This is a genomic window from Leclercia sp. LSNIH8 (genome assembly GCF_002920195.1).
Taxonomy (GTDB): domain Bacteria; phylum Pseudomonadota; class Gammaproteobacteria; order Enterobacterales; family Enterobacteriaceae; genus Enterobacter.
Genome location: NZ_PQJY01000012.1, coordinates 75,655 through 97,493 on the forward strand (window position 1 = coordinate 75,655; position 21,839 = coordinate 97,493).

The window sequence follows — 21,839 nt, forward strand, 5'->3', positions numbered from 1 at the left end:
GGAGACGACTTATGGCTTATCAATCGCAAGACATCATTCGTCGTTCCGCGACTAACGGGTTCACCCCCGCGCCCCAGGCGCGGGACCACCAGCAGGAAGTGGCGAAGCTTATCGACGTAACCACCTGTATCGGCTGTAAAGCCTGTCAGGTGGCCTGTTCAGAGTGGAACGACATCCGTGACGAAGTGGGTCACAACGTCGGGGTGTACGATAACCCCGCCGACCTGACCGCCAAGTCCTGGACGGTGATGCGCTTCTCGGAAGTGGAGCAGAACGACAAACTGGAGTGGCTGATCCGCAAAGATGGCTGTATGCACTGTGCGGATCCGGGCTGCCTGAAGGCGTGTCCGTCGGAAGGGGCGATCATCCAGTATGCTAACGGCATCGTCGACTTCCAGTCAGAGCAGTGCATCGGCTGCGGCTACTGCATCGCGGGCTGCCCGTTCGACGTGCCGCGCATGAATCCGGAAGACAACCGCGTCTACAAATGCACGCTGTGCGTCGACCGCGTGAACGTCGGCCAGGAGCCGGCGTGCGTGAAGACCTGCCCGACCGGCGCTATCCACTTTGGCTCCAAAGAGGATATGAAAACCCTGGCGGGCGAGCGTGTGGCCGAACTGAAAACCCGCGGTTACGACAACGCAGGCCTGTACGATCCGGCCGGTGTTGGCGGTACGCACGTGATGTACGTGCTGCACCACGCCGACAAGCCGAATCTGTACCACGGCCTGCCGGAGAACCCGGAGATCAGCGCGACCGTGAAGTTCTGGAAAGGTATCTGGAAGCCGCTGGCCGCGGTGGGCTTTGCTGCCACCTTCGCCGCGAGCATCTTCCACTACGTGGGTGTCGGTCCGAACCGTGCGGAAGAGGAAGAGGACAACCTGCATGAAGAGAAAGACGAGGTGCGCAAATGAAAAGACGTGACACCATCGTGCGCTACACGGCGCCGGAACGTATCAACCACTGGGTCACCGCCTTCTGCTTCATGCTGGCGGCGATAAGCGGGCTGGGGTTCTTCTTCCCCTCCTTCAACTGGCTGATGCAGATCCTGGGTACGCCGCAGCTGGCGCGCATCCTGCATCCGTTCGTGGGTGTGGTGATGTTTGCCTCGTTCATCATCATGTTTTTCCGTTACTGGCACCATAACCTAATCAATCGGGATGATATCTTTTGGGCGAAGAATATTCGTAAGATCGTCGTCAACGAGGAAGTAGGTGACACCGGGCGTTATAACTTCGGCCAGAAATGCGTATTCTGGGCGGCGATTATCTTCCTGGTCCTGTTGCTGGTCAGCGGCGTGATCATCTGGCGTCCGTACTTTGCGCCTGCTTTCTCAATCCCGGTGATCCGATTTGCGTTAATGCTGCATTCATTTGCCGCAGTAGCGTTAATTGTGGTTATCATGGTGCATATTTACGCCGCCCTCTGGGTGAAAGGCACCATTACCGCGATGGTGGAGGGCTGGGTTACCAAAACGTGGGCGAAGAAACATCACCCGCGCTGGTACCGCGAAGTCCGAAAGACAACGGAAAATAAAACTGAATGAGTATTCGCATAATCCCGCAAGATGAGCTGGGTTCGAGCGAGAAACGCACGGCGGAAGTGATTCCGCCGTTACTGTTCCCCAGACTGAAAAACCTCTACAACCGCCGCGCGGAACGCCTGCGTGAGCTGGCTGAGAGCAACCCACTTGGCGACTATCTGCGCTTTGCGGCGCTGATCGCCCACGCCCAGGAAGTGGTGCTGTATGACCATCCGTTGCAGATGGACCTGACCGCGCGCATCAAAGAGGCGAGCGAGCAGGGCAAACCGCCGCTGGATATCCACGTTCTGCCGCGCGACAAGCACTGGCACAAGCTGCTGCACTCCCTGATTGCCGAGCTGAAGCCTGAGATGAGCGGCCCGGCGCTGGCGGTGATCGAGAATCTTGAGAAAGCCTCCGAGCAGGAGCTGGAGCAGATGGCGAGCGCGCTGTTTGCCTCTGATTTTGCCTCGGTCAGCAGCGATAAAGCCCCGTTCATCTGGGCTGCCCTGTCGCTCTACTGGGCGCAAATGGCGAGCCTCATCCCGGGTAAAGCCCGCGCTGAATATGGTGAAGCCCGCCAGTTCTGCCCGGTGTGTGGTTCAATGCCGGTCTCCAGCATGGTGCAAATTGGGACCACTCAGGGGCTGCGCTACCTGCACTGCAACCTGTGTGAAACCGAGTGGCACGTGGTGCGCGTGAAGTGCAGCAACTGTGAACAGACCCGCGATCTGCACTACTGGTCGCTGGAAAATGAACAGTCCGCGGTGAAAGCCGAGAGCTGCGGCGACTGCGGCACCTACCTGAAGATTTTGTATCAGGAAAAAGACCCGAAAGTAGAGGCCGTCGCCGACGATCTTGCCACGCTGATACTGGACGCCAAAATGGAGCAGGAGGGCTTTGCCCGCAGCTCTATTAACCCGTTCCTGTTCCCGGGTGAAGGGGAATAATCTCCTGTGAGAGTGCCGGGCGGCGCAAGCTTGCCCGGCCTACAGCTGATAGGGCGAAACCACCCCTGCTATACCTGCAAAATCTTTGGTATTGCGTGAAATTAACGGGCAGTTTCTGCTCTGAGCTGTGGCCAGAATAATGGCATCAGGAAGTTTCATCCCATGCTTCTCGCGGAGCAATACACTTCTTTCAGCAATCTCACGCGTAATATCGATAATCTCGAAAGCGCCCATAACTGCCGCCGTTTTCGCCTCATGACCGTGCCTACGAGCCCCAACCATGACTTCCATCCAGGTAATTAAGCTGATAGCACGATGCGCTGCGGTACGATCGATCGTATCCGCCGCTTCAACACGATTGTTAAAGAGATCGATGAGAATATTGGTATCAAACACTGCCATGTGTTCCACAATTACCACTCCTCGCGCAGCTTACGCTCATACTCCAGCCCATCCTCTTTGCGATCTCCCCACAGGCCAAGCGCATCGCGGATAATCGAAGAACTCTGTTGGTCGAGGTACAGCTCTATGGCTTCCCGCAGCAGTTCAGCACGCGGCTGGTTTTTTAGCTGCTTGAGGTTATCCAACCGTTGAATCACGTCATCAGACAAATCGATAAGTATTCTGCCCATATCAAGTTCCGCCAAAACGCTCATATATCACCTTAGTATATCACCCGCGATTAATTTTCAGGCAAAGTACGCTTAGCGAATCCAGGGTTAAAGAACAATTTGAAAATGGCGAGCGCTTTTGCGAGTCGTCTTCCAGAACCCGGACACTACTCCTCCTCGTTCCCCCCCTCTTCATACGCGCCATACGGCTTCGCAGGAAGAACGATATAGGTCCCTTCAAACACCGCGCCCGGTGTTTCATCGCCGAACAGTTCAACCTGCATCTGCACACGCGCCTTGCGGCCTCGTGCCAGGCGGTCGAGATCGCCACCCAGGGCACCCAGGTCGGCGACTGCGCTCGGCTTGCCGCTGATTGGCGCGCTGTAGCGGATATGGGCGTCGGCCAGAATGATGGTGCCGCCAAGATGACGCTCGCGCAGCATGAGCCAGATAAGCCCCCAGCCGGTGAGCGTCGCCAGCGAGAAGAGGCTGCCGGCAAACAGGGTGTGGTGCGGGTTCTGGTTGCCGATCTCCGGCATGGTGGTGATGAATTTTTGCCCGGTGTACTGCTGAATGCGCACCCCCATCTTTTCACTCAGGGGGATGTGCTGATACCAGGCCTGCTGTAGCTGACCACACCAGTCGGCGCGGTGCAGAATATCATCCAGCGAGGCGATGGGTTTGATCATCAAAAAATGACGAATCGGAGTGGTTTGTGGGGTGGTGATTTCGCCCTGGTTTATAAAACCCAGCTTGGCAAAAAACTCTACCGCGTCTTCGCGCGCGCTACAGGTGACGCGCTTAACACCCTCCTGGCGGGCTACGGACTCCAGAGTCATCGCCATTAATGTGCCCAGACCTTTATCCTGCACGGAAGGATGCACCGCCATAAAGCGGATAGAGGCTTCATTATCGGCATTGATATAGAGTCGCCCCACCGCGACAAGATTGCCCTCTTCATCCATCACCATCTGGTGATGCGCCATCGCGTCCCAGGCGTCGCGTTCCGACCCTTTCGGCTGATGTAATGGCTTACGTAACATCTCCCAGCGGAACTGGTAGTAAAGCGCTAACTCTTCTTCTGTCTGCGGTACTCGAAGGTGATACATAGCTGTACTCTCTCTGGTTACCCGCGGCCATACCGTCAGCTCACTCATATCTGGAGCCAGAAAGTGACAGGGCCATCATTTACCAGCGAAACCTGCATATCCGCAGCGAATCGTCCGGTCTGTGTATGCATCTCTTGCTGGCGACAACGCTCAACAAAGTATTCATAGAGCGCTTCTGCCCGATCCGGCGCCGCCCCTTTAGAAAAGCTGGGGCGCATGCCGCGCTCGGTATCAGCTGCCAGCGTAAACTGTGACACCACCAGCACGCTGCCACCCGCCTGCTGGACGTTAAGGTTCATCTTGCCATCCGCATCGCTGAAGATGCGGTAACCCAACACGCGTTCGCATAAGCGGTTGGCTTTTTGCTCGTCGTCATCCCTTTCGACACCTAACAGGACTAAAAGTCCCGGACCAATTTCACCCGTCACTTCCCCCTCCACGGTGACGCTGGCACGGGTTACGCGCTGAATCAATGCAATCATGGTTGGTCTGCTTCTCGTTTTTTTTCGGCTTCTGCTGCTTTTTTTAGCTCGCGGTATACCCCGAGAGTGACAGTAATTTCTGCGCCAAGCAAGACGATACACCACGTCCAGTAAACCCAGAGGAACAAAATGGGGATCACCGCCAGCACGCCATAAATCAGTTGATAGGAGGGGAACATGGTGATGTAAAGCGCGAATCCTTTCTTGCCCAGTTCAAACAGCAGAGCGGCAACCAGCGCGCCCACCATCGCATCCCGGTTAGGCACACGCGTCGTCGGCACAATACTGTATAGCAGCCAGAAAGCGAGCCATGAGAGGAACAGCGGAAAGATCCGCAGCACATCGTCAATCACGCTGTTGAGATCGCTGGCCCAACGCAATGAGAGCAGATAGGAACTGATCGCCAGACTGGCTCCAGCCAGCAATGGCCCCAGGGTCAGGATCATCCAGTAGACCGCAAACGAGTAAACTTTAGGCCGTGCGCGGGTGCTGCGCCAGATAGTGTTCAGGGCACTATCAATGGCATACATCAGCAACAGCGCGGTGACAATAAGGCCCACCGCCCCGACCGCCGTCATCTTGCTGGAGTTAGCAACAAACTGCTCAATATAGTTCTGGATGACATCCCCGGTTGCCGGCATAAAGTTGGCAAAGACAAAATGCCGCAGCTGCAGGCTGACATCCGAAAACATCGGAAAGGCGGCGAAAAGCGCAAAGATGACCGCCACCAGCGGCACCAGAGAGAGCAACGACACGTAGGCAAGGTTGCCTGCCAGCGTGGTCATGTTGTCCTCATCGATGCGGTGCCAGAGGAGTTTTAGCCACGCACGTAGCGGCCTGGTATGGTGGCTGGCTTTTTGATGAACGTTTTTTAGCATAACTGCTTCGCAAAGTAGTCGGGTATCGTCTCTTTTCCGGTCACCAGAATTGACGTGATACCTGCCTGGTTAGCTCCCTCTATATTATCGACGTTATCGTCAAAAAAGACGGCATCGGCGGCAGAGAATCCTTCCGCCTGCAGAACGGCCTGATAGATGCGCGCCTCCGGCTTACGCATTCCCATCTCCTGAGAGAGATAGATCTTGTCTGCAGCCGCTTTCACTTCGGGATACTCTTCCGGCCAGAAGGTGGTATGCAGACGGTTGGTATTGGAAAGCACCACCACCCGATGCCCCTGCTCGCGCAGTTTGTGCATGATGGCAATCACTTCAGGGCGGATACCGACAAAGACCGCCTGCCATCCATGGGAAAATTGCTCGTAACTGAGGGGGAGGGCCATCTCATGGCAGAGCTTTTCGGCAAAAACTTCATCCGAAATCTCGCCGCGCTCATGCTGATGAAAAGCCTCGCCCATCGTAAAACTTTGTTTAAGCGTCGCCAGCGGCACGCGACTGAAATTACTCCAGGCGCCCAGCACGCGATTGAAGTCGATATCGACAATTACGTTTCCTAAATCAAAGATATAGAGCATTTATCTCTCCTTGTTTGCCGTGAAAAGTAACTGTAGCGGGAATGGAGATGTTTGGCTATGCGCCAGCTTCAGCTTAAAGAAAGGAACGGCCCGACGCTCACCGTCGGACCGGGAGAGGGTTAACCCGCCTGCTGTTCGTCGTTTGAATTGACTTCAATAACTTCAACTTTGCTCGATTTAAGGTGCGTTTGCAGCGCGGAGCCGGGTAGCTCGTCGGTAAAGAGCGCCGTCGTCTGTGCGACGTTACCAATTTCAACCGCAGCAGAGGCGTGATATTTCGTATGATCGGCCGCCAGTAAGATGTGCCGGGCGTGGGCCATCATGGTTTTCACCACGCTGGCTTCATTGACATCGAACTCCATCATCGCGCCGTCTTGCTCGATCGCGCCAACGCTGGTCACCAGATAATCTGCGCGAAAGCCAGAGACGAACGCCGTGGCGGCAGGCCCGATAATGCCTCCATTGTGCGGGCGCAGCGTGCCGCCGGGGACCATCACCTCAAAGCGCGGATTCTTATAAAGAATGTGCGCCACCCGCAAGCTGTTGGTGATGATGCGGAGATGATTATGGTTGAGCAGCGCCCGGGCAACGTGCTCTACCGTCGTGCCAATGGTAATAAAAATGGTCGAGCCATCGGGAATGTAGTCGGCAATGGCTTCGGCTATCGCCCGCTTCTCTTCGGTCATGGAGACTTCGCGCTGCTCGAAGGCGGTGTTAACTACGCTGGATGCCCTGCCCGCGCCGCCATGATGACGCGTGATCAGCCCCTGCTGACTCAGCTTGCGAATATCCCGGCGCACCGTTTGCGTGGAGACATCCAGCAGTTGCGCCAGTTCATCAATGTTCATATAGCCACGGTCGGCAATCAGCGTTAGCAGCTGATCGTGACGCGGGTTGCCGGTCAGTTCGGTAAGGCTCATGGGCTGTCCTCTGAAAACCATCACGCCCCGCATTTTATACAAAAAGTGACAAAAAAGAGCGGGTTTGATCACAGTCGGGTATACCAGCCCGCCCGCCAGGCTTCGTGCATTTCAGTGCTGCCACAGCGCTGGCGAAGCGTACCGCTTCCGACGGAGATTGCTTTTGCCCCAGGCTGACCGCCAGCGCACCGTGGAAAACATCCCCCGCCCCGGTGGTATCAACCACCTCTACCTCAAAGCCAGGCTGGTGACATAGCGCGCCGTTCTCCAGCCAGAAGCAACCGCCTCGCCCCTGGGTGACATACACATGTCCATTTGTGAGCGTTTGTGCTTTTTTCAGCGCCTCTTCGACTTCATCCCGCTGCGTTAAACGCTGCAGACCCGGCGCAGAGAAGGCTGCGTGATCGCTTAAGGTAATCAGCTCCGCGATATCCTGCGGGGTGACATCCGCATCAAGCAGGGTCGGCACGCCCTGCTGGCGGGCAAGGGTAAACGCCTCTCTGGCCCCCTCATGCCAGCGCACGTCTGCTAATACGACATCCCACTGAGAGAAGTCGATTTCATGCAGCCAGTCTGCCGCGGCAGGGAGATCCGGGCTGGGATAGTTGGCAATAACGCGTTCCCCGCCTGCATCCACCAGCACGGCGGACTGGGACGAGCGGGCACCTTTCACGACGCGCGTATAGCGGGTATTCACCCCCAGGGATTCCAGCTCCGTGAGCAATCTTGTCCCGGTATCGTCGTCCCCCACCCGGCCAATAAAATCCACTTCCGCGCCCAGTTTTGCCGCCGCCACCGCCGCGGTTGCTGCCGGGCCGCCGCCCACTTCCGTATAATTTTTTGCGACATATTTCCCACCTTCCTTTGGTAAATCATCGAGATACCAGATGCGATCCAGCACGGTGATGCCGACACAAACGATGCGAGTCATGGTAATTCCTTCTGCGTTTTCTGTTGCTCTCATTTTAATTTCACCAAATATTTAAAAAGTGACCCATGTCTATTTTTTGACTATAAATTACAAATACGATCAAAAACAGACAACATAAACGCGCAGAAATTGACACGATATGACAGGAGAGAGGCATGTCAGCAATCGCATTTATCGGTTTAGGGCAGATGGGCGCGCCAATGGCGAAGAATCTGTTGAAGCAAGGCCACCAGCTTCAGGTCTTTGATGTGAACCCACAGGCGGTTCAGACGCTGGTTGCAAGCGGTGCCCAGGCGGCGGCAACGCCCGCGCAGGCCGCAACGGATGCCGAATTCGTTATCACCATGCTGCCCAACGGTGACCTGGTGCGCAGCGTACTGTTCGGCGAGCACGGCGTGTGCGAAGGGTTATCCCGCGACGCGCTGGTGATTGATATGTCCACCATTCATCCCCTGCAAACCGACGCCCTGATCCGTGACATGGCTGAACGCGGCTTCAGCCTGATGGATGTGCCCGTCGGGCGCACGTCAGACCATGCCATCGCCGGCACGCTGCTCCTGCTGGCAGGCGGCACGGCGCAGCAGGTTGAGCGCGCCACCCCCGTCTTAATGGCGATGGGCAATGAGCTGATTAACGCCGGCGGGCCGGGCATGGGCATCCGCGTGAAGCTAATCAATAACTACATGAGTATCGCCCTGAACGCCCTCTCCGCCGAGGCGGCCGTGCTGTGCGAAGCCCTCGGCCTCTCCTTTGACGTGGCGCTGAAGGTGATGAGCGGCACCCCTGCGGGCAAAGGCCACTTCACCACCTCCTGGCCGAACAAGGTGCTGAAAGGGGATCTTTCCCCGGCCTTTATGATCGACCTTGCACATAAAGATCTGGGGATCGCCCTGGACGTGGCCAACCAGCTCCACGTTCCGATGCCGCTGGGCGCGGCTTCCCGCGAAGTTTACAACCAGGCACGCGCCGCCGGGCGCGGGCGCGAAGACTGGACAGCCATTCTCGAACAGGTTCGCGCATCCGCCGGGCTGAAAAAATCACACTGATACGAAAGGACTGAGGAATGACGATGTACACCCTGAAAGATATCACCCGACCTTCCGGCGGTTTTGCCATGCTGGCCGTCGATCAGCGCGAAGCGATGCGCCTGATGTTTGCCGCGGCAGGCGCGCCGGTGCCGGTAACTGACCAGCACCTCACGGATTTTAAGGTCAACGCGGCGAAAATTCTGTCGCCATACGCCTCTGCGATCCTCGTCGACCAGCAGTTCTGCTATCGCCAGATCGTGGAGCAGCAGGCGGTTGCGAAAAGCTGCGCGATGATTGTGGCCGCTGACGAGTTTATTCCAGGGAACGGTATTCCCGTCGACAGCGTGGTGATCGACAAGAACGTCGACGCGCAGGCAGTCAAACGCGATGGCGGCAAGGCGCTGAAGCTGCTGGTGCTGTGGCGCAGCGATGAAGATCCGCAGCAGCGTCTGGAGATGGTGAAGGCGTTCAACACGCTGTGTCATGACAACGGTCTGTTGAGCATTATCGAGCCGGTGGTGCGTCCGCCGCGCCGCGGTGACGCGTTTAATCGCGAGCAGGCGATTATCGACGCGGCCAAAGAGCTGGGAGATAGCGGTGCCGATCTCTACAAAGTGGAGATGCCGCTGTTTGGCAAAGGGACGCAGCAGGCGCTGCTGGCGGCCTCGCAGAAGCTCAACGAACAGATCAACATGCCCTGGGTGATCCTCTCCTCCGGCGTGGACGACAAGCTCTTCCCGCGCGCCGTAAGCGTGGCGATGCAGGCGGGGGCATCGGGCTTTTTAGCCGGGCGCGCCGTCTGGTCATCGGTGATTGGCCTGCCAGACACCGAGCTGATGCTCCGCGATATTTCTGTACCGAAACTGCAGCGTCTGGGCGAGATCGTCGACGAAATGATGGCCCGCCGCTAAGAGAGGATCCGAATATGAAATGGTTTAACACCCTGAGCCATAACCGCTGGCTCGAACAAGAGACCGACCGCATTCTCGACTTCGGCAAAAACGCCGCCGTTCCCACCGGCTTTGGCTGGCTGGGCAATAACGGCCAGGTTCGTAGCGATATGGGCACCCATCTGTGGATCACCGCCCGTATGCTGCACGTCTACGCGGTGGCGGCCAACATGGGACGCCCGGGTGCATACGCCCTGGTTGAGCACGGCATCAATGCCCTGAACGGTCCGCTGCGCGACAAACAGCACGGCGGCTGGTACGCCTGCGTTAACGATGAAGGGGTGATAGATGCCTCCAAGCAGGGCTATCAGCACTTCTTCGTGCTGCTCGGCGCAGCGAGTGCCGTTACTACCGGACACCCACAGGCACGCAAGCTGCTGGACGACGCCATCGAGGTGATTGAGCGCTACTTCTGGAGCGAACAGGAACAGATGTGTCTGGAATCCTGGGACGAAGCCTTCAGCAAAACGGAAGATTACCGTGGCGGCAACGCCAACATGCATGCCGTGGAAGCCTTCCTGATCGTCTATGACGTCACCCACGATCGCAAATGGCTCGATCGCGCCCTGCGCATCGCCTCGGTGATTATTCACGACGTGGCGCGCAAAGGTGAGTATCGCGTTAACGAGCATTTCGATACCAACTGGAACCCGATCCGCGACTACAACATCGATAATCCCGCCCACCGTTTCCGCGCCTACGGCGGTACGCCGGGACACTGGATTGAGTGGGGCCGTCTGATGCTGCATCTGCGCGCCGCGCTGGAAGCCCGCTTTGAAACCCCGCCGGCGTGGCTGCTGGAAGATGCAAAAGGACTGTTCCACGCCACCATCCGCGACGCCTGGGCGCCGGACGGGGCCGACGGCTTCGTCTACTCCGTCGGCTGGGATGGTAAGCCTATCGTGCGCGAACGCGTGCGCTGGCCGATCGTCGAAGCGATGGGCACGGCCTATGCCCTCTATACCGTGACCGGCGAGGCGCAGTACGAAGCCTGGTATCAGAAATGGTGGGATTACTGCATCAAATACCTGATGGATTACTAGAACGGCTCCTGGTGGCAGGAGCTGGATGCCAATAACGAAGTGACCACTAAGGTCTGGGACGGCAAGCAGGATATTTACCATCTGCTGCACTGCCTGGTGATCCCGCGCTTACCGCTGGCGCCAGGGTTAGCCCCAGCCGTTGCCGCCGGCTTACTGGATAGCCAGGCCAAATAATAAAAACGGAGATCTTATGCGTACCCTACACGATATTGATTTGAAAACTCACGATCGCGGTTTCACCCTGCACTGGCAGGATCGCCTGATTTTGTCCCATTCGCCCGACGCCCCCTGCCTGTGGATCGGCGCAGGCGTTGCCGATATTGAGATGTTCCGCGGCAATTTCAGCATTCAGGATAAGCTCAACGAAAAGATTGCCCTGACCGACGCGACCGTCACGCAGCAAAAGGCGGGCTGGGCGATCCGCTTCACCCGTGGCGATGCGGTAAGCGCCACGCTGCTGGTGGATCTTGATACGGAAGGCCGCCTGACGTTAAAGCTCAAAAACGATGCCACCCGCCATAACCGCATCTGGCTGCGGCTGGCGGCACAGCCTGAGGATCATATCTACGGCTGCGGGGAGCAGTTCTCCTACTTCGACCTGCGCGGCAAGCCGTTCCCCTTGTGGACCAGCGAACAGGGCGTGGGCCGCAATAAGCAGACTTACGTGACCTGGCAGGCCGACTGCAAAGAGAACGCGGGCGGGGATTACTACTGGACCTTCTTCCCGCAACCCACCTTTGTGAGCACCCAGAAGTACTACTGCCACGTGGATAACAGCTGCTACATGAACTTCGACTTCAGTGCGCCGGACTTCCACGAGCTGGCGTTCTGGGAAGATAACGCCACGCTACGCTTCGACTGCGCGGAAACGTATGTCGATCTGCTGGAAAAACTCACCGGCCTGCTGGGGCGTCAGCCGGAGCTGCCAGACTGGGTTTACGACGGGGTGACGCTGGGTATTCAGGGTGGCACCGACGTATGCCAGCAGAAACTCGACCTCATGCGCGAAGGCGGCGTGAAGGTGAACGGCATCTGGGCGCAGGACTGGTCCGGCATCCGCATGACCTCCTTCGGCAAACGCGTGATGTGGAACTGGAAGTGGAACAGCGAACTCTATCCGCAGCTCGATGAGCGTATTGCGCAGTGGAAACAGGAAGGGGTGCAGTTCCTCTCCTATATCAACCCCTACGTTGCCAGCGACAAAGACCTCTGTGAAGAGGCGGCAAAACGCGGCTATCTGACCAAAGACGCCGACGGCAAGGATTACCACGTCGAGTTCGGCGAGTTCTACGCGGGCGTTATCGACCTGACCAACCCGGAAGCCTACGGCTGGTACAAAGAGGTGATCAAAAAGAACCTGATCGAGCTGGGTTGCGGCGGCTGGATGGCCGATTTCGGGGAATATTTGCCAACCGATACCTTCCTGCACAACGGCGTCAGCGCGGAGATCATGCATAACGCCTGGCCTGCCCTGTGGGCGAAATGTAACTACGAGGCGCTGGAAGAGACCGGCAAGCTCGGCGAGATCCTGTTCTTTATGCGCGCGGGTTACACCGGCAGCCAGAAACACTCGGTGATGATGTGGGCGGGAGATCAGAACGTCGACTGGAGCCTGGACGACGGTCTGGCGTCCGTCGTGCCTGCTGCGCTCTCGCTGGCGATGACCGGCCACGGCCTGCATCACAGCGACATCGGCGGCTATACCACCCTGTTCGAGATGAAACGCAGCAAAGAGCTGCTGCTGCGCTGGTGCGATTTCAGCGCCTTTACGCCGATGATGCGTACCCATGAAGGCAACCGCCCTGGCGATAACTGGCAGTTCGACGGCGACGCCGAAACCATCGCGCACTTCGCGCGCATGACCACCGTCTTCACCACCCTGAAGCCCTATATCAAAGCTGCCGTCGCGCAGAACGCGAAAAGCGGCCTGCCGGTGATGCGTCCGCTGTTCCTGCACTATGAAGAGGACGCACGCGCCTACACGCTGAAATACCAGTATCTGTTTGGCCGCGATCTGCTGGTGGCGCCCGTGTATGAAGAGGGCCGCCATGACTGGACGCTTTATCTGCCGCAGGACAGCTGGGTGAATGCGTGGACGGGTGAAACCTGCCGGGGCGGTGACATAACCGTTAATGCCCCGCTCGGCAAACCGCCGGTCTTCTATCGCCAGCAAAGCGAATGGGCAGATCTGTTTAGCACCTTACGTCATATCTGATAAGGCTCGCCCGCGGGGAAACCTGCGGGCAGACGGAGAACAATAATGAGTCAACATACTTCTGATCCGGCAACCCTGCGCCTGCCGTTTAAAGAAAAACTCGCCTACGGGATGGGCGATCTCGGCTCTAACATCCTGCTGGATATCGGCACGCTCTATCTGCTGAAGTTCTACACCGATGTGCTGGGCCTGCCGGGGACCTACGGCGGGATCATCTTCCTGATTGCCAAGTTCTTTACCGCCTTCACCGACATGGGGACCGGGATCATGCTCGACGCCCGGCGCAAGATCGGCCCGAAAGGAAAATTCCGCCCGTTCGTGCTGTATGCCGCCTTCCCGGTGACGCTGCTGGCGATTGCCAACTTCGTCGGCACGCCGTTTGAAATCACCGGTAAAACGGTGATGGCGACGGTGCTGTTCATGCTGTACGGCCTGTTCTTCAGCATGATGAACTGCTCTTACGGCGCGATGGTGCCCGCCATTACCAAAAACCCGGACGAGCGCGCCTCGCTGGCCGCCTGGCGTCAGGGTGGTGCCACGCTTGGCCTGCTGCTCTGTACCGTCGGTTTTGTCCCAGTAATGAACCTGATTGAGGGCAATGACCAGCTTGGCTATATCTTTGCCGCCACCCTTTTCTCGCTGTTCGGGCTGTTCTTTATGTGGTGGTGCTATAAGGGCGTGACCGAGCGTTACGTCGAGACGCAGCCTGCTAATCCGGCGCAAAAACCGGGACTGTTGCAGTCGTTTCGCGCCATCGCCGGGAACCGTCCACTGTTTATTCTCTGCATCGCCAACCTGTGCACGCTGGGTGCCTTTAACGTCAAGCTCGCCATTCAGGTCTACTACACGCAGTACGTGCTGAACGACCCGATCCTGCTGTCGTACATGGGCTTCTTCAGTATGGGCTGTATTTTTATCGGCGTCTTTATGATGCCCGGCGCGGTGCGGCGCTTCGGCAAGAAAAAGGTCTATATCACCGGGCTGATGATTTGGGTGGCGGGCGATCTGCTCAACTACTTCTTCGGCGGCGGCTCCGTGAGCTTTGTGGCGTTCTCCTGCCTGGCGTTCTTTGGTTCCGCGTTTGTGAACAGCCTGAACTGGGCGCTGGTGTCCGATACCGTGGAATACGGCGAGTGGCGCACCGGCGTGCGCTCCGAGGGGACGGTCTACACCGGCTTTACCTTCTTCCGTAAGGTTTCCCAGGCGCTGGCGGGCTTCTTCCCGGGGATCATGCTCACGCAGATCAGCTATGTGCCCAACGTGGTGCAATCCGCCGGAACCGTTGAAGGGCTGCGGCAGCTGATATTTATCTACCCCAGCCTGCTGGCGGTCATCACCATTGTGGCGATGGGTTGCTTCTACAACCTCAACGAGAAGATGTATGTGCGCATCGTGGAAGAGATCGAGCTGCGCAAACGTACGGCATAACTGACTTGAGCGAGCGCCCTGCGGGGCGCTATGAGGATCGACCATGACACACACTCCTGATCCGTTAACCCTGAAGTTGAGCCTGCGCGAGAAGTGCGCCTACGGGATGGGCGATTTTGGCTCTAACCTGATGCTGTGTATCGGCACGCTCTATCTGCTGAAGTTTTACACCGACGAACTGGGCATGCCCGCGTTCTATGGCGGCATTATCTTTTTGGTGGCGAAGTTCTTTACCGCCTTTACCGACATGCTGACCGGCGTGCTGCTGGACTCCCGGCGAAATATCGGCGCACGGGGAAAATTCCGGCCCTTTATTCTCTATGCTTCGGTACCGGTCGCGCTGGTTGCCGCGGCGCAGTTTATGGCTAACGACTTTAGCCTGACGGTGAAAACGGCTATCGCCACCGTGCTCTTCATGATGTTCGGCCTCTGCTATAGCCTGATGAACTGCGCCTACGGTGCGATGGTCCCGGCCATCACCAAAAACCCGAACGAACGCGCGCAGCTTGCGGCGTGGCGCCAGGGCGGCGCAACGGTGGGGTTATTGCTCTGCACCGTCGGTTTTATGCCCATTCAGGCGCTGTTCGTCAGCCAGCCCTCCCTCGGCTATCTGGTTGCCGCTCTGGTGTTTGTCACTGGCGGGCTGTTCTGCATGTGGGGGTGCTACAGCGGCGTGAAGGAGCGCTACGTGGAGGTCACACCCGATCACCATAAACCCGGCATTCTGAAATCGTTCTGCGCAATTTTCCGCAACCCGCCGCTGCTGGTCTTATGCATCGCCAACCTCTGTACCCTTGCCGCCTTTAACATCAAGCTGGCGATTCAGGTCTATTACACCCAGTACGTGCTGAACGATCTGCATCTGCTGTCGTGGATGGGTTTTTTCAGCATGGGCTGCATTCTGGTCGGCGTTTTTCTGGTACCCGGCGCGGTTAAGCGTTTCGGCAAAAAACCGGTTTACCTGGGCGGGCTGACGCTATGGGCGGTGGGCGACGTGCTGAACTTCTTCTGGGGGAGCAACTCCCTGCTGTTTGTGCTCTTTTCCTGTATGGCCTTTTTCGGCACCGCTTTCGTCAACAGCCTGAACTGGGCCCTGGTGCCGGATACCGTTGATTATGGCGAGTGGAAAACCGGCATTCGCGCCGAAGAGTCGGTTTATACCGGCTACACCTTCTCGCGCAAAATCTCCGCGGCCCTCGCCGGTTTCTTGCCTGGCATTATGCTGACCCAGATCGGTTACGTGCCCCATGCGGTGCAGAGCGCAAGCACGCTGCTGGGGCTGCGCCAGCTTATTTTTCTCTGGCCCTGCGGCCTGGCGATTATCGCCGCCATCACGATGGGACTCTTTTATAAACTCAACGAAGCGCGCTTCGCCTTTATTATTGAGGAGATTGCCAAACGAAAAAAACCATCAGCGAATACCCCTGAGATAACCACCAACGATAAAGCGTCAGCAGTCACTTTATAACAATAAATCTGGCCATGAATCCCTTCCCATTCCACGGGAGGGGTGGCCTTTCTTTATCTGATACATGGATAAGTTATGAAAAGAATCATTACTGCACTGATCGTGTCGTCTGTCTCCTGCCCAATATTTGCCGGGGCGTATGTCGAAACACGAGAAGCATACAATACGGCCTCCGAGCTACATGAGGTGATCCTGCGAGCTGGCTATAACTTCGATATGGGCGCGGGGCTGATGTTCACCAACGCTTATAACGTGGGGAGATGGGATGAGCTTAAGCATAGCTATAACGAAATAGAGGGGTGGTATCCGCTCTTTAAACCAACCAACAAACTCACCTTCCAGCCGGGCGGTTTAATTAACGACAGCAGCGCAGGGTCGGGCGGCGCTGTTTATTTAGATACCAACTACAAATTTACGGATGGGTTCAACCTGACGTTCCGCTATCGCTATAACCACAACAATTACGATACGCCGGACTATAACGGGCAGATGGATAAGAACGACACGCACGAGTTTGCTAACTACTGGAATTTTAAAGTGACGGATGCGTTTTTCTACACCTTTGAGCCGCACTTTTTCCAGCGGGTAAATGATTACCACAGTAAGAATGGCAAAGATCACCACTGGGAAATAACGAACAAGTTCAGCTATAAGATCGACAGAAACTGGTTGCCGTACCTCGAACTCCAGTGGCTGGACAGATGGAATGATTACAACCGCGAGCAGTACCGAATCCGTCTGGGCGTGCGGTACGCGTTCTAATAAAAAAGCCGCTGATCGCTCAGCGGCTTTTTACCTGCCGGGAGGCGCATGCGCTTACCCGGCCTACAGACTGACTGTATTAATCTTCTTTTGAACCGCGCATTGCACGTTTACGATCGTTTTCAGTCAGGTGACGTTTACGGATACGGATAGACTGTGGTGTTACTTCTACCAGTTCGTCGTCATCGATGAATTCCAGAGCCTGCTCCAGCGTCATCTTAACCGGTGGAACCAGAACCGTTGCTTCGTCAGTACCGGACGCACGCATGTTGGTCAGTTTCTTACCGGTCAGGCAGTTTACAGTCAGGTCGTTAGAACGGCTGTGAATACCGATGATCTGGCCTTCGTAAACTTCAGCACCGTGACCCAGGAACAGCTTACCGCGGTCCTGCAGGCTGAACAGGGCGAACGCAACCGCTTTACCCTGACCGTTGGAGATCAGAACGCCGTTGTTACGCTGACCGACTTCACCCGGACGAACGTCGTCGTAGTGGCTGAAGGTGGAGTACAGCAGACCGGTACCAGAGGTCATGGTCATGAACTCAGAACGGAAGCCGATCAGGCCACGGCTTGGGATCACGTAGTCGAGACGTACGCGGCCTTTGCCATCTGGATTCATGTTTTTCAGGTCGCCTTTACGCTCACCCAGAGCCTGCATTACAGAACCCTGATGCTGCTCTTCAACGTCCAGCGTCACGTTCTCGAATGGCTCTTGTTTACGGCCATCGATTTCACGGAAGATAACTTTCGGACGGGAAACCGCCATTTCGAAACCTTCACGACGCATGTTTTCGATCAGAACAGACAGGTGCAGCTCACCACGACCAGAAACGCGGAATGCATCAGCATCTTCGGTTTCTTCAACGCGCAGCGCAACGTTGTGCACCAGCTCTTTGTTCAGGCGGTCAAGGATCTGACGGGAGGTAACGAACTTACCTTCTTTACCACAGAACGGAGAGGTGTTGACGTTGAAGAACATGGTTACGGTCGGCTCATCAACAGACAGCGCTGGCAGCGCTTCCACATTCTGCGGGTCGCAGATGGTGTCAGAGATGTTCAGCTCGCCCAGACCGGTGATAGCGATGATGTCGCCAGCTTCCGCAATGTCGCTCTCGATACGCTCAAGGCCCAGGTGAGTCAGCACTTTACCGACTTTACCGTTACGGGTTTTACCTTCGCTATCGATGATAGTGACCTGCTGGTTTGGCTTCACTTTACCGCGCTTGATACGACCAATGCCGATTACACCAACGTAGTTGTTGTAGTCCAGCTGAGAGATCTGCATCTGCAGGGTACCGTCGAGATCGACGTTTGGTGCCGGAACATGGTCAACAATCGCCTGGTACAGCGGGGTCATGTCTTCAGCCATGTCTTCGTGGTCCAGGCCAGCGATACCGTTCAGCGCAGACGCATAAACGATCGGGAAGTCCAGCTGTTCGTCGGTTGCATCCAGGTTAACGAACAGGTCGAAGACCTGATCAACAACCCAGTCAGGACGCGCGCCAGGACGGTCAACTTTGTTGATTACCACGATTGGCTTCAGGCCATGGGCGAATGCTTTCTTGGTTACGAAGCGCGTCTGCGGCATTGGGCCGTCAAATGCGTCAACCACCAGCAGCACGGAATCCACCATGGACATCACGCGCTCAACTTCACCACCGAAGTCGGCGTGCCCTGGGGTATCAACGATGTTGATACGGTAGTCATTCCATTTGATCGCGGTGTTTTTAGCGAGGATGGTAATCCCACGCTCTTTCTCCAAATCGTTGGAGTCCATCACGCGTTCTTGAGTTTCGGCACGCGCATCGAACGTACCGGATTGCTGCAGCAGCTTATCAACCAGGGTAGTTTTACCATGGTCAACGTGCGCGATGATGGCGATATTACGCAGATTTTCGATCACAACTTTGCCTCAGGCATTAGAAATAGCGCGTTATTGTACACGGATTAATCGCACTACAAAACAGGATCACAAACATCCCCCGCAAACAAGTATCGCAGAGATGCTTTGTGATCGCTTTCACGGAGCGGTAAAAGGGCACTTTAACGTAAATTGCACCAATATGGTGCTCAATGTTCACATTGAAGCACTATAATGGTGCAACAAAACCACCGTGGTGCAGCCCTTTTGCACTACGGTGCGCATGATAGCGCCTTTTTGGGGTGTTTTAAAAGTTGGCACAGATTTCGCTTTATAAAAAATACGGCAACAAAAGGCACCACCGCCTGCCTTATACAGAATTTGAAGACCTCGTTACCACGACGACAATGACCAATCTGGAGAGTTAAGTATGTCCGCTGAACACGTTTTGACGATGCTGAACGAACATGAAGTGAAGTTTGTTGATCTGCGCTTCACCGATACCAAAGGTAAAGAACAGCACGTCACTATTCCTGCTCATCAGGTGAATGCCGAATTCTTTGAAGAAGGCAAAATGTTTGACGGCTCCTCGATTGGTGGCTGGAAAGGTATCAACGAATCCGACATGGTTCTGATGCCTGACGCATCTACTGCCCTCATTGACCCGTTCTTCGAAGAGTCTACCTTGATCATCCGTTGCGATATCCTCGAGCCAGGCACCCTGCAGGGCTACGACCGCGACCCACGCTCTATCGCTAAACGCGCTGAAGAGTACCTGCGCTCCACCGGCATCGCAGACACCGTTCTGTTCGGGCCAGAGCCAGAGTTCTTCCTGTTCGACGACATCCGTTTTGGTGCGACCACTTCCGGTTCCCACGTTGCTATCGATGATATCGAAGGCGCATGGAACTCCTCCACCAAATACGAAGGCGGTAACAAAGGTCACCGTCCAGCCGTTAAAGGCGGTTACTTCCCGGTTCCACCGGTTGACTCTTCTCAGGACATCCGTTCTACCATGTGTCTGATCATGGAAGAGATGGGTCTGGTTGTTGAAGCCCATCACCATGAAGTTGCAACTGCTGGCCAGAACGAAATCGCCACCCGTTTCAACACCATGACCAAGAAAGCGGACGAAATTCAGATCTACAAATACGTTGTTCACAACGTTGCGCACCGCTTCGGTAAAACCGCGACCTTCATGCCAAAACCAATGTTTGGCGACAACGGTTCCGGTATGCACTGCCACATGTCCCTATCCAAAAACGGGACTAACCTGTTCGCTGGCGACAAGTATGCGGGTCTGTCCGAGCAGGCACTGCACTACATCGGTGGTGTTATCAAACACGCTAAAGCGATCAACGCCCTGGCGAACCCAACCACTAACTCTTACAAGCGTCTGGTCCCAGGCTACGAAGCGCCAGTAATGCTGGCCTACTCTGCCCGTAACCGTTCTGCTTCTATCCGTATTCCGGTGGTAGCTTCTCCGAAAGCACGTCGTATCGAAGTGCGCTTCCCGGACCCGGCTGCTAACCCATACCTGTGCTTCGCAGCACTGCTGATGGCGGGTCTGGACGGTATCAAGAACAAGATCCACCCGGGCGAAGCGATGGACAAAAACCTGTACGACCTGCCGCCAGAAGAAGCGAAAGAGATCCCACAGGTTGCCGGTTCTCTGGAAGAAGCACTGAACGCACTGGACGCAGACCGCGAGTTCCTGACTGCGGGCGGCGTGTTCACTGACGAAGCGATCGATGCTTACATCGCACTGCGTATGGAAGAGAACGACCGCGTTCGCATGACGCCGCACCCGGTTGAGTTCGAACTGTACTACAGCGTCTAATCTTCAATCCCTGTCGCGCGGCCTTTTCCGCGCGAGATTGATAGCCGTTTTTTTTGTTGCCGTGGAAACTTTTCAGCCCATCTTCGGATGGGCTTTTTTCACCGCCAACAAGCTGATCTGACGCGTTTTTCGCCGTAAAAACGCTATACTGCACTAAAATAGTGCAAACAACTCCAGGAGACTGCTGAATGGCAACTGGCACGCTGCCCGATGCTGGGCAGATCCTCAATTCTCTTATCAACAGCATTTTACTGGTCGATGACGATCTGGCGGTGCATTACGCCAATCCCGCGGCCCAGCAGTTACTGGCGCAAAGTTCACGCAAACTGTTTGGCGCGCCGCTGCCCGAGCTGTTGAGTTATTTTTCCCTGAATATCGGCCTGATGCAGGAGAGCCTGCAGGCGGGGCAAGGCTTTACCGATAACGAAGTGACGCTGGTGATCGACGGACGTTCGCATATTCTGTCGCTGACCGCGCAGCGGCTGCCGGAAGGGCTCATTCTGCTGGAGATGGCGCCGATGGATAATCAGCGTCGCCTGAGCCAGGAGCAGCTCCAGCATGCTCAGCAGATTGCGGCCCGCGATCTGGTGCGCGGCCTCGCCCATGAGATCAAAAATCCGCTCGGCGGCCTGCGCGGTGCGGCACAGCTGCTCACCAAAGCCCTGCCCGACCCGGCGCTGGCGGAATACACCAACGTCATCATTGAACAGGCCGACCGCCTGCGGAACCTGGTGGATCGCCTGCTGGGACCGCAGCAACCCGGGATGCATGTCACCGAAAGCATTCACAAAGTGGCGGAGCGCGTCGTCAAGCTGGTGTCGATGGAACTGCCGGATAACGTCAGGTTAATTCGGGATTACGATCCCAGCCTGCCGGAACTGCCGCACGATCCCGACCAGATTGAGCAGGTTTTACTGAATATCGTGCGCAACGCCCTGCAGGCATTAGGGGCGGAAGGCGGAGAGATTATTCTGCGTACCCGCACCGCCTTTCAGCTCACCCTGCACGGCACGCGCTACCGTCTGGCGGCCCGCATTGATGTGGAAGATAACGGTCCGGGCATTCCTTCCCATTTACAGGACACGCTGTTTTACCCGATGGTCAGCGGCCGTGAAGGCGGGACCGGGCTTGGCTTATCGATTGCCCGTAATTTGATAGATCAGCATTCCGGCAAAATTGAATTTACCAGTTGGCCGGGTCATACCGAGTTTTCGGTTTACCTGCCAATCAGGAAATAGAGGGTTAGGT

At 56.3% G+C, this 21,839-nt stretch carries 20 protein-coding genes and 1 pseudogene; 12 read left to right on the top strand and 9 right to left on the bottom strand.

The annotated features are described in order from the left end of the window. The first annotated feature begins 11 nt into the window (after positions 1-11). Genes fdxH through fdhE form a run of 3 tightly spaced genes read left to right on the top strand, consistent with a single transcriptional unit; the run spans position 12 to position 2,472 of the window. Positions 12-914 (top strand): formate dehydrogenase subunit beta, encoded by a 903-nt coding sequence (gene fdxH / locus C3406_RS22950; RefSeq protein WP_103825279.1) that lies wholly within the window; start codon positions 12-14, stop codon positions 912-914. Further along, positions 911-1,546 (top strand): formate dehydrogenase cytochrome b556 subunit, encoded by a 636-nt coding sequence (gene fdoI / locus C3406_RS22955; RefSeq protein ID WP_103825280.1) that lies wholly within the window; start codon positions 911-913, stop codon positions 1,544-1,546. Before fdxH ends, fdoI begins: the two co-directional genes overlap by 4 nt. Continuing rightward, positions 1,543-2,472 carry a formate dehydrogenase accessory protein FdhE gene (fdhE, locus tag C3406_RS22960; protein WP_103825281.1) on the top strand — a complete coding sequence of 310 codons (930 nt, stop codon included), beginning with the start codon at positions 1,543-1,545 and terminating at the stop codon, positions 2,470-2,472. Before fdoI ends, fdhE begins: the two co-directional genes overlap by 4 nt. 39 nt (positions 2,473-2,511) lie before the next feature. On the opposite strand, the gene C3406_RS22965 is transcribed toward fdhE, so the two are convergent. The 8 genes from C3406_RS22965 to C3406_RS23000 form a co-directional block, all read right to left on the bottom strand. Then, positions 2,512-2,883 (bottom strand): type II toxin-antitoxin system VapC family toxin, encoded by a 372-nt coding sequence (locus C3406_RS22965; RefSeq protein ID WP_103825282.1) that lies wholly within the window; start codon positions 2,881-2,883, stop codon positions 2,512-2,514. 2 nt (positions 2,884-2,885) lie between these two features. Beyond that, complete coding sequence (locus C3406_RS22970) at positions 2,886-3,128, bottom strand: ribbon-helix-helix protein, CopG family (protein WP_023618112.1); 243 nt, start codon at positions 3,126-3,128, stop codon at positions 2,886-2,888. Between the two features lie 122 nt (positions 3,129-3,250). After that, positions 3,251-4,192, bottom strand: a complete 942-nt coding sequence (gene fabY / locus C3406_RS22975) for a fatty acid biosynthesis protein FabY (protein ID WP_032615389.1) — start codon at positions 4,190-4,192, stop codon at positions 3,251-3,253. Between the two features lie 44 nt (positions 4,193-4,236). Continuing rightward, positions 4,237-4,674 (bottom strand): D-aminoacyl-tRNA deacylase, encoded by a 438-nt coding sequence (gene dtd, locus C3406_RS22980; protein WP_103177564.1) that lies wholly within the window; start codon positions 4,672-4,674, stop codon positions 4,237-4,239. Then, on the bottom strand, positions 4,671-5,552 hold the full coding sequence (locus C3406_RS22985; protein WP_103825283.1) for a virulence factor BrkB family protein: 882 nt from the start codon (positions 5,550-5,552) through the stop codon (positions 4,671-4,673). The genes dtd and C3406_RS22985 overlap by 4 nt, the downstream gene beginning before the upstream one ends. Further along, entirely contained in the window at positions 5,546-6,145 is a 600-nt protein-coding gene (yihX, locus tag C3406_RS22990; protein ID WP_103825284.1) for a glucose-1-phosphatase, read from the bottom strand. The genes C3406_RS22985 and yihX overlap by 7 nt, the downstream gene beginning before the upstream one ends. Before the next feature lie 119 nt (positions 6,146-6,264). Beyond that, complete coding sequence (locus C3406_RS22995) at positions 6,265-7,065, bottom strand: DeoR/GlpR family DNA-binding transcription regulator (protein WP_103825285.1); 801 nt, start codon at positions 7,063-7,065, stop codon at positions 6,265-6,267. Positions 7,066-7,099: 34 nt separating this feature from the next. Further along, a complete protein-coding gene (locus C3406_RS23000; RefSeq protein WP_103825286.1) occupies positions 7,100-7,996 on the bottom strand; it encodes a sugar kinase in 897 nt (298 codons plus the stop codon). 155 nt (positions 7,997-8,151) lie between these two features. Here C3406_RS23000 and yihU point away from each other — a divergent pair, with 155 nt between their 5' ends. The 7 genes and pseudogenes from yihU (at position 8,152) to ompL (ending at position 16,890) form a co-directional block, all read left to right on the top strand. Further along, positions 8,152-9,042, top strand: coding sequence for a sulfolactaldehyde 3-reductase (yihU, locus tag C3406_RS23005; protein ID WP_103825287.1), 891 nt, complete (start codon positions 8,152-8,154; stop codon positions 9,040-9,042). Between the two features lie 17 nt (positions 9,043-9,059). Beyond that, positions 9,060-9,935: a sulfofructosephosphate aldolase gene (yihT, locus tag C3406_RS23010; RefSeq protein ID WP_103825288.1), complete on the top strand. Its 876-nt coding sequence runs from the start codon at positions 9,060-9,062 to the stop codon at positions 9,933-9,935. Positions 9,936-9,949: 14 nt separating this feature from the next. Then, positions 9,950-11,191, top strand: a pseudogene (gene yihS / locus C3406_RS23015) (sulfoquinovose isomerase). Between the two features lie 16 nt (positions 11,192-11,207). Continuing rightward, positions 11,208-13,232: an alpha-glucosidase gene (locus C3406_RS23020; protein ID WP_103825289.1), complete on the top strand. Its 2,025-nt coding sequence runs from the start codon at positions 11,208-11,210 to the stop codon at positions 13,230-13,232. Positions 13,233-13,277: 45 nt separating this feature from the next. Continuing rightward, positions 13,278-14,660, top strand: coding sequence for an MFS transporter (locus C3406_RS23025; RefSeq protein ID WP_103825290.1), 1,383 nt, complete (start codon positions 13,278-13,280; stop codon positions 14,658-14,660). Between the two features lie 43 nt (positions 14,661-14,703). Beyond that, positions 14,704-16,128, top strand: a complete 1,425-nt coding sequence (locus C3406_RS23030) for an MFS transporter (RefSeq protein ID WP_103825291.1) — start codon at positions 14,704-14,706, stop codon at positions 16,126-16,128. A gap of 75 nt (positions 16,129-16,203) precedes the next feature. Next, the gene (gene ompL / locus C3406_RS23035) at positions 16,204-16,890 is read left to right on the top strand and encodes a porin OmpL (protein ID WP_103825292.1); all 687 of its coding nucleotides are present in this window, start codon (positions 16,204-16,206) and stop codon (positions 16,888-16,890) included. Positions 16,891-16,969: 79 nt separating this feature from the next. Here the strand turns inward: ompL and typA are convergent, their stop codons facing one another. After that, entirely contained in the window at positions 16,970-18,793 is a 1,824-nt protein-coding gene (typA, locus tag C3406_RS23040) for a ribosome-dependent GTPase TypA (RefSeq protein WP_103177576.1), read from the bottom strand. A gap of 388 nt (positions 18,794-19,181) precedes the next feature. Between typA and glnA the strand changes: the two genes are divergently transcribed. Next, positions 19,182-20,591 carry a glutamate--ammonia ligase gene (gene glnA / locus C3406_RS23050; protein ID WP_103825293.1) on the top strand — a complete coding sequence of 470 codons (1,410 nt, stop codon included), beginning with the start codon at positions 19,182-19,184 and terminating at the stop codon, positions 20,589-20,591. 188 nt (positions 20,592-20,779) lie between these two features. After that, a complete protein-coding gene (glnL, locus tag C3406_RS23055; protein WP_103177578.1) occupies positions 20,780-21,829 on the top strand; it encodes a nitrogen regulation protein NR(II) in 1,050 nt (349 codons plus the stop codon). The last annotated feature ends 10 nt before the right edge of the window (positions 21,830-21,839 follow it).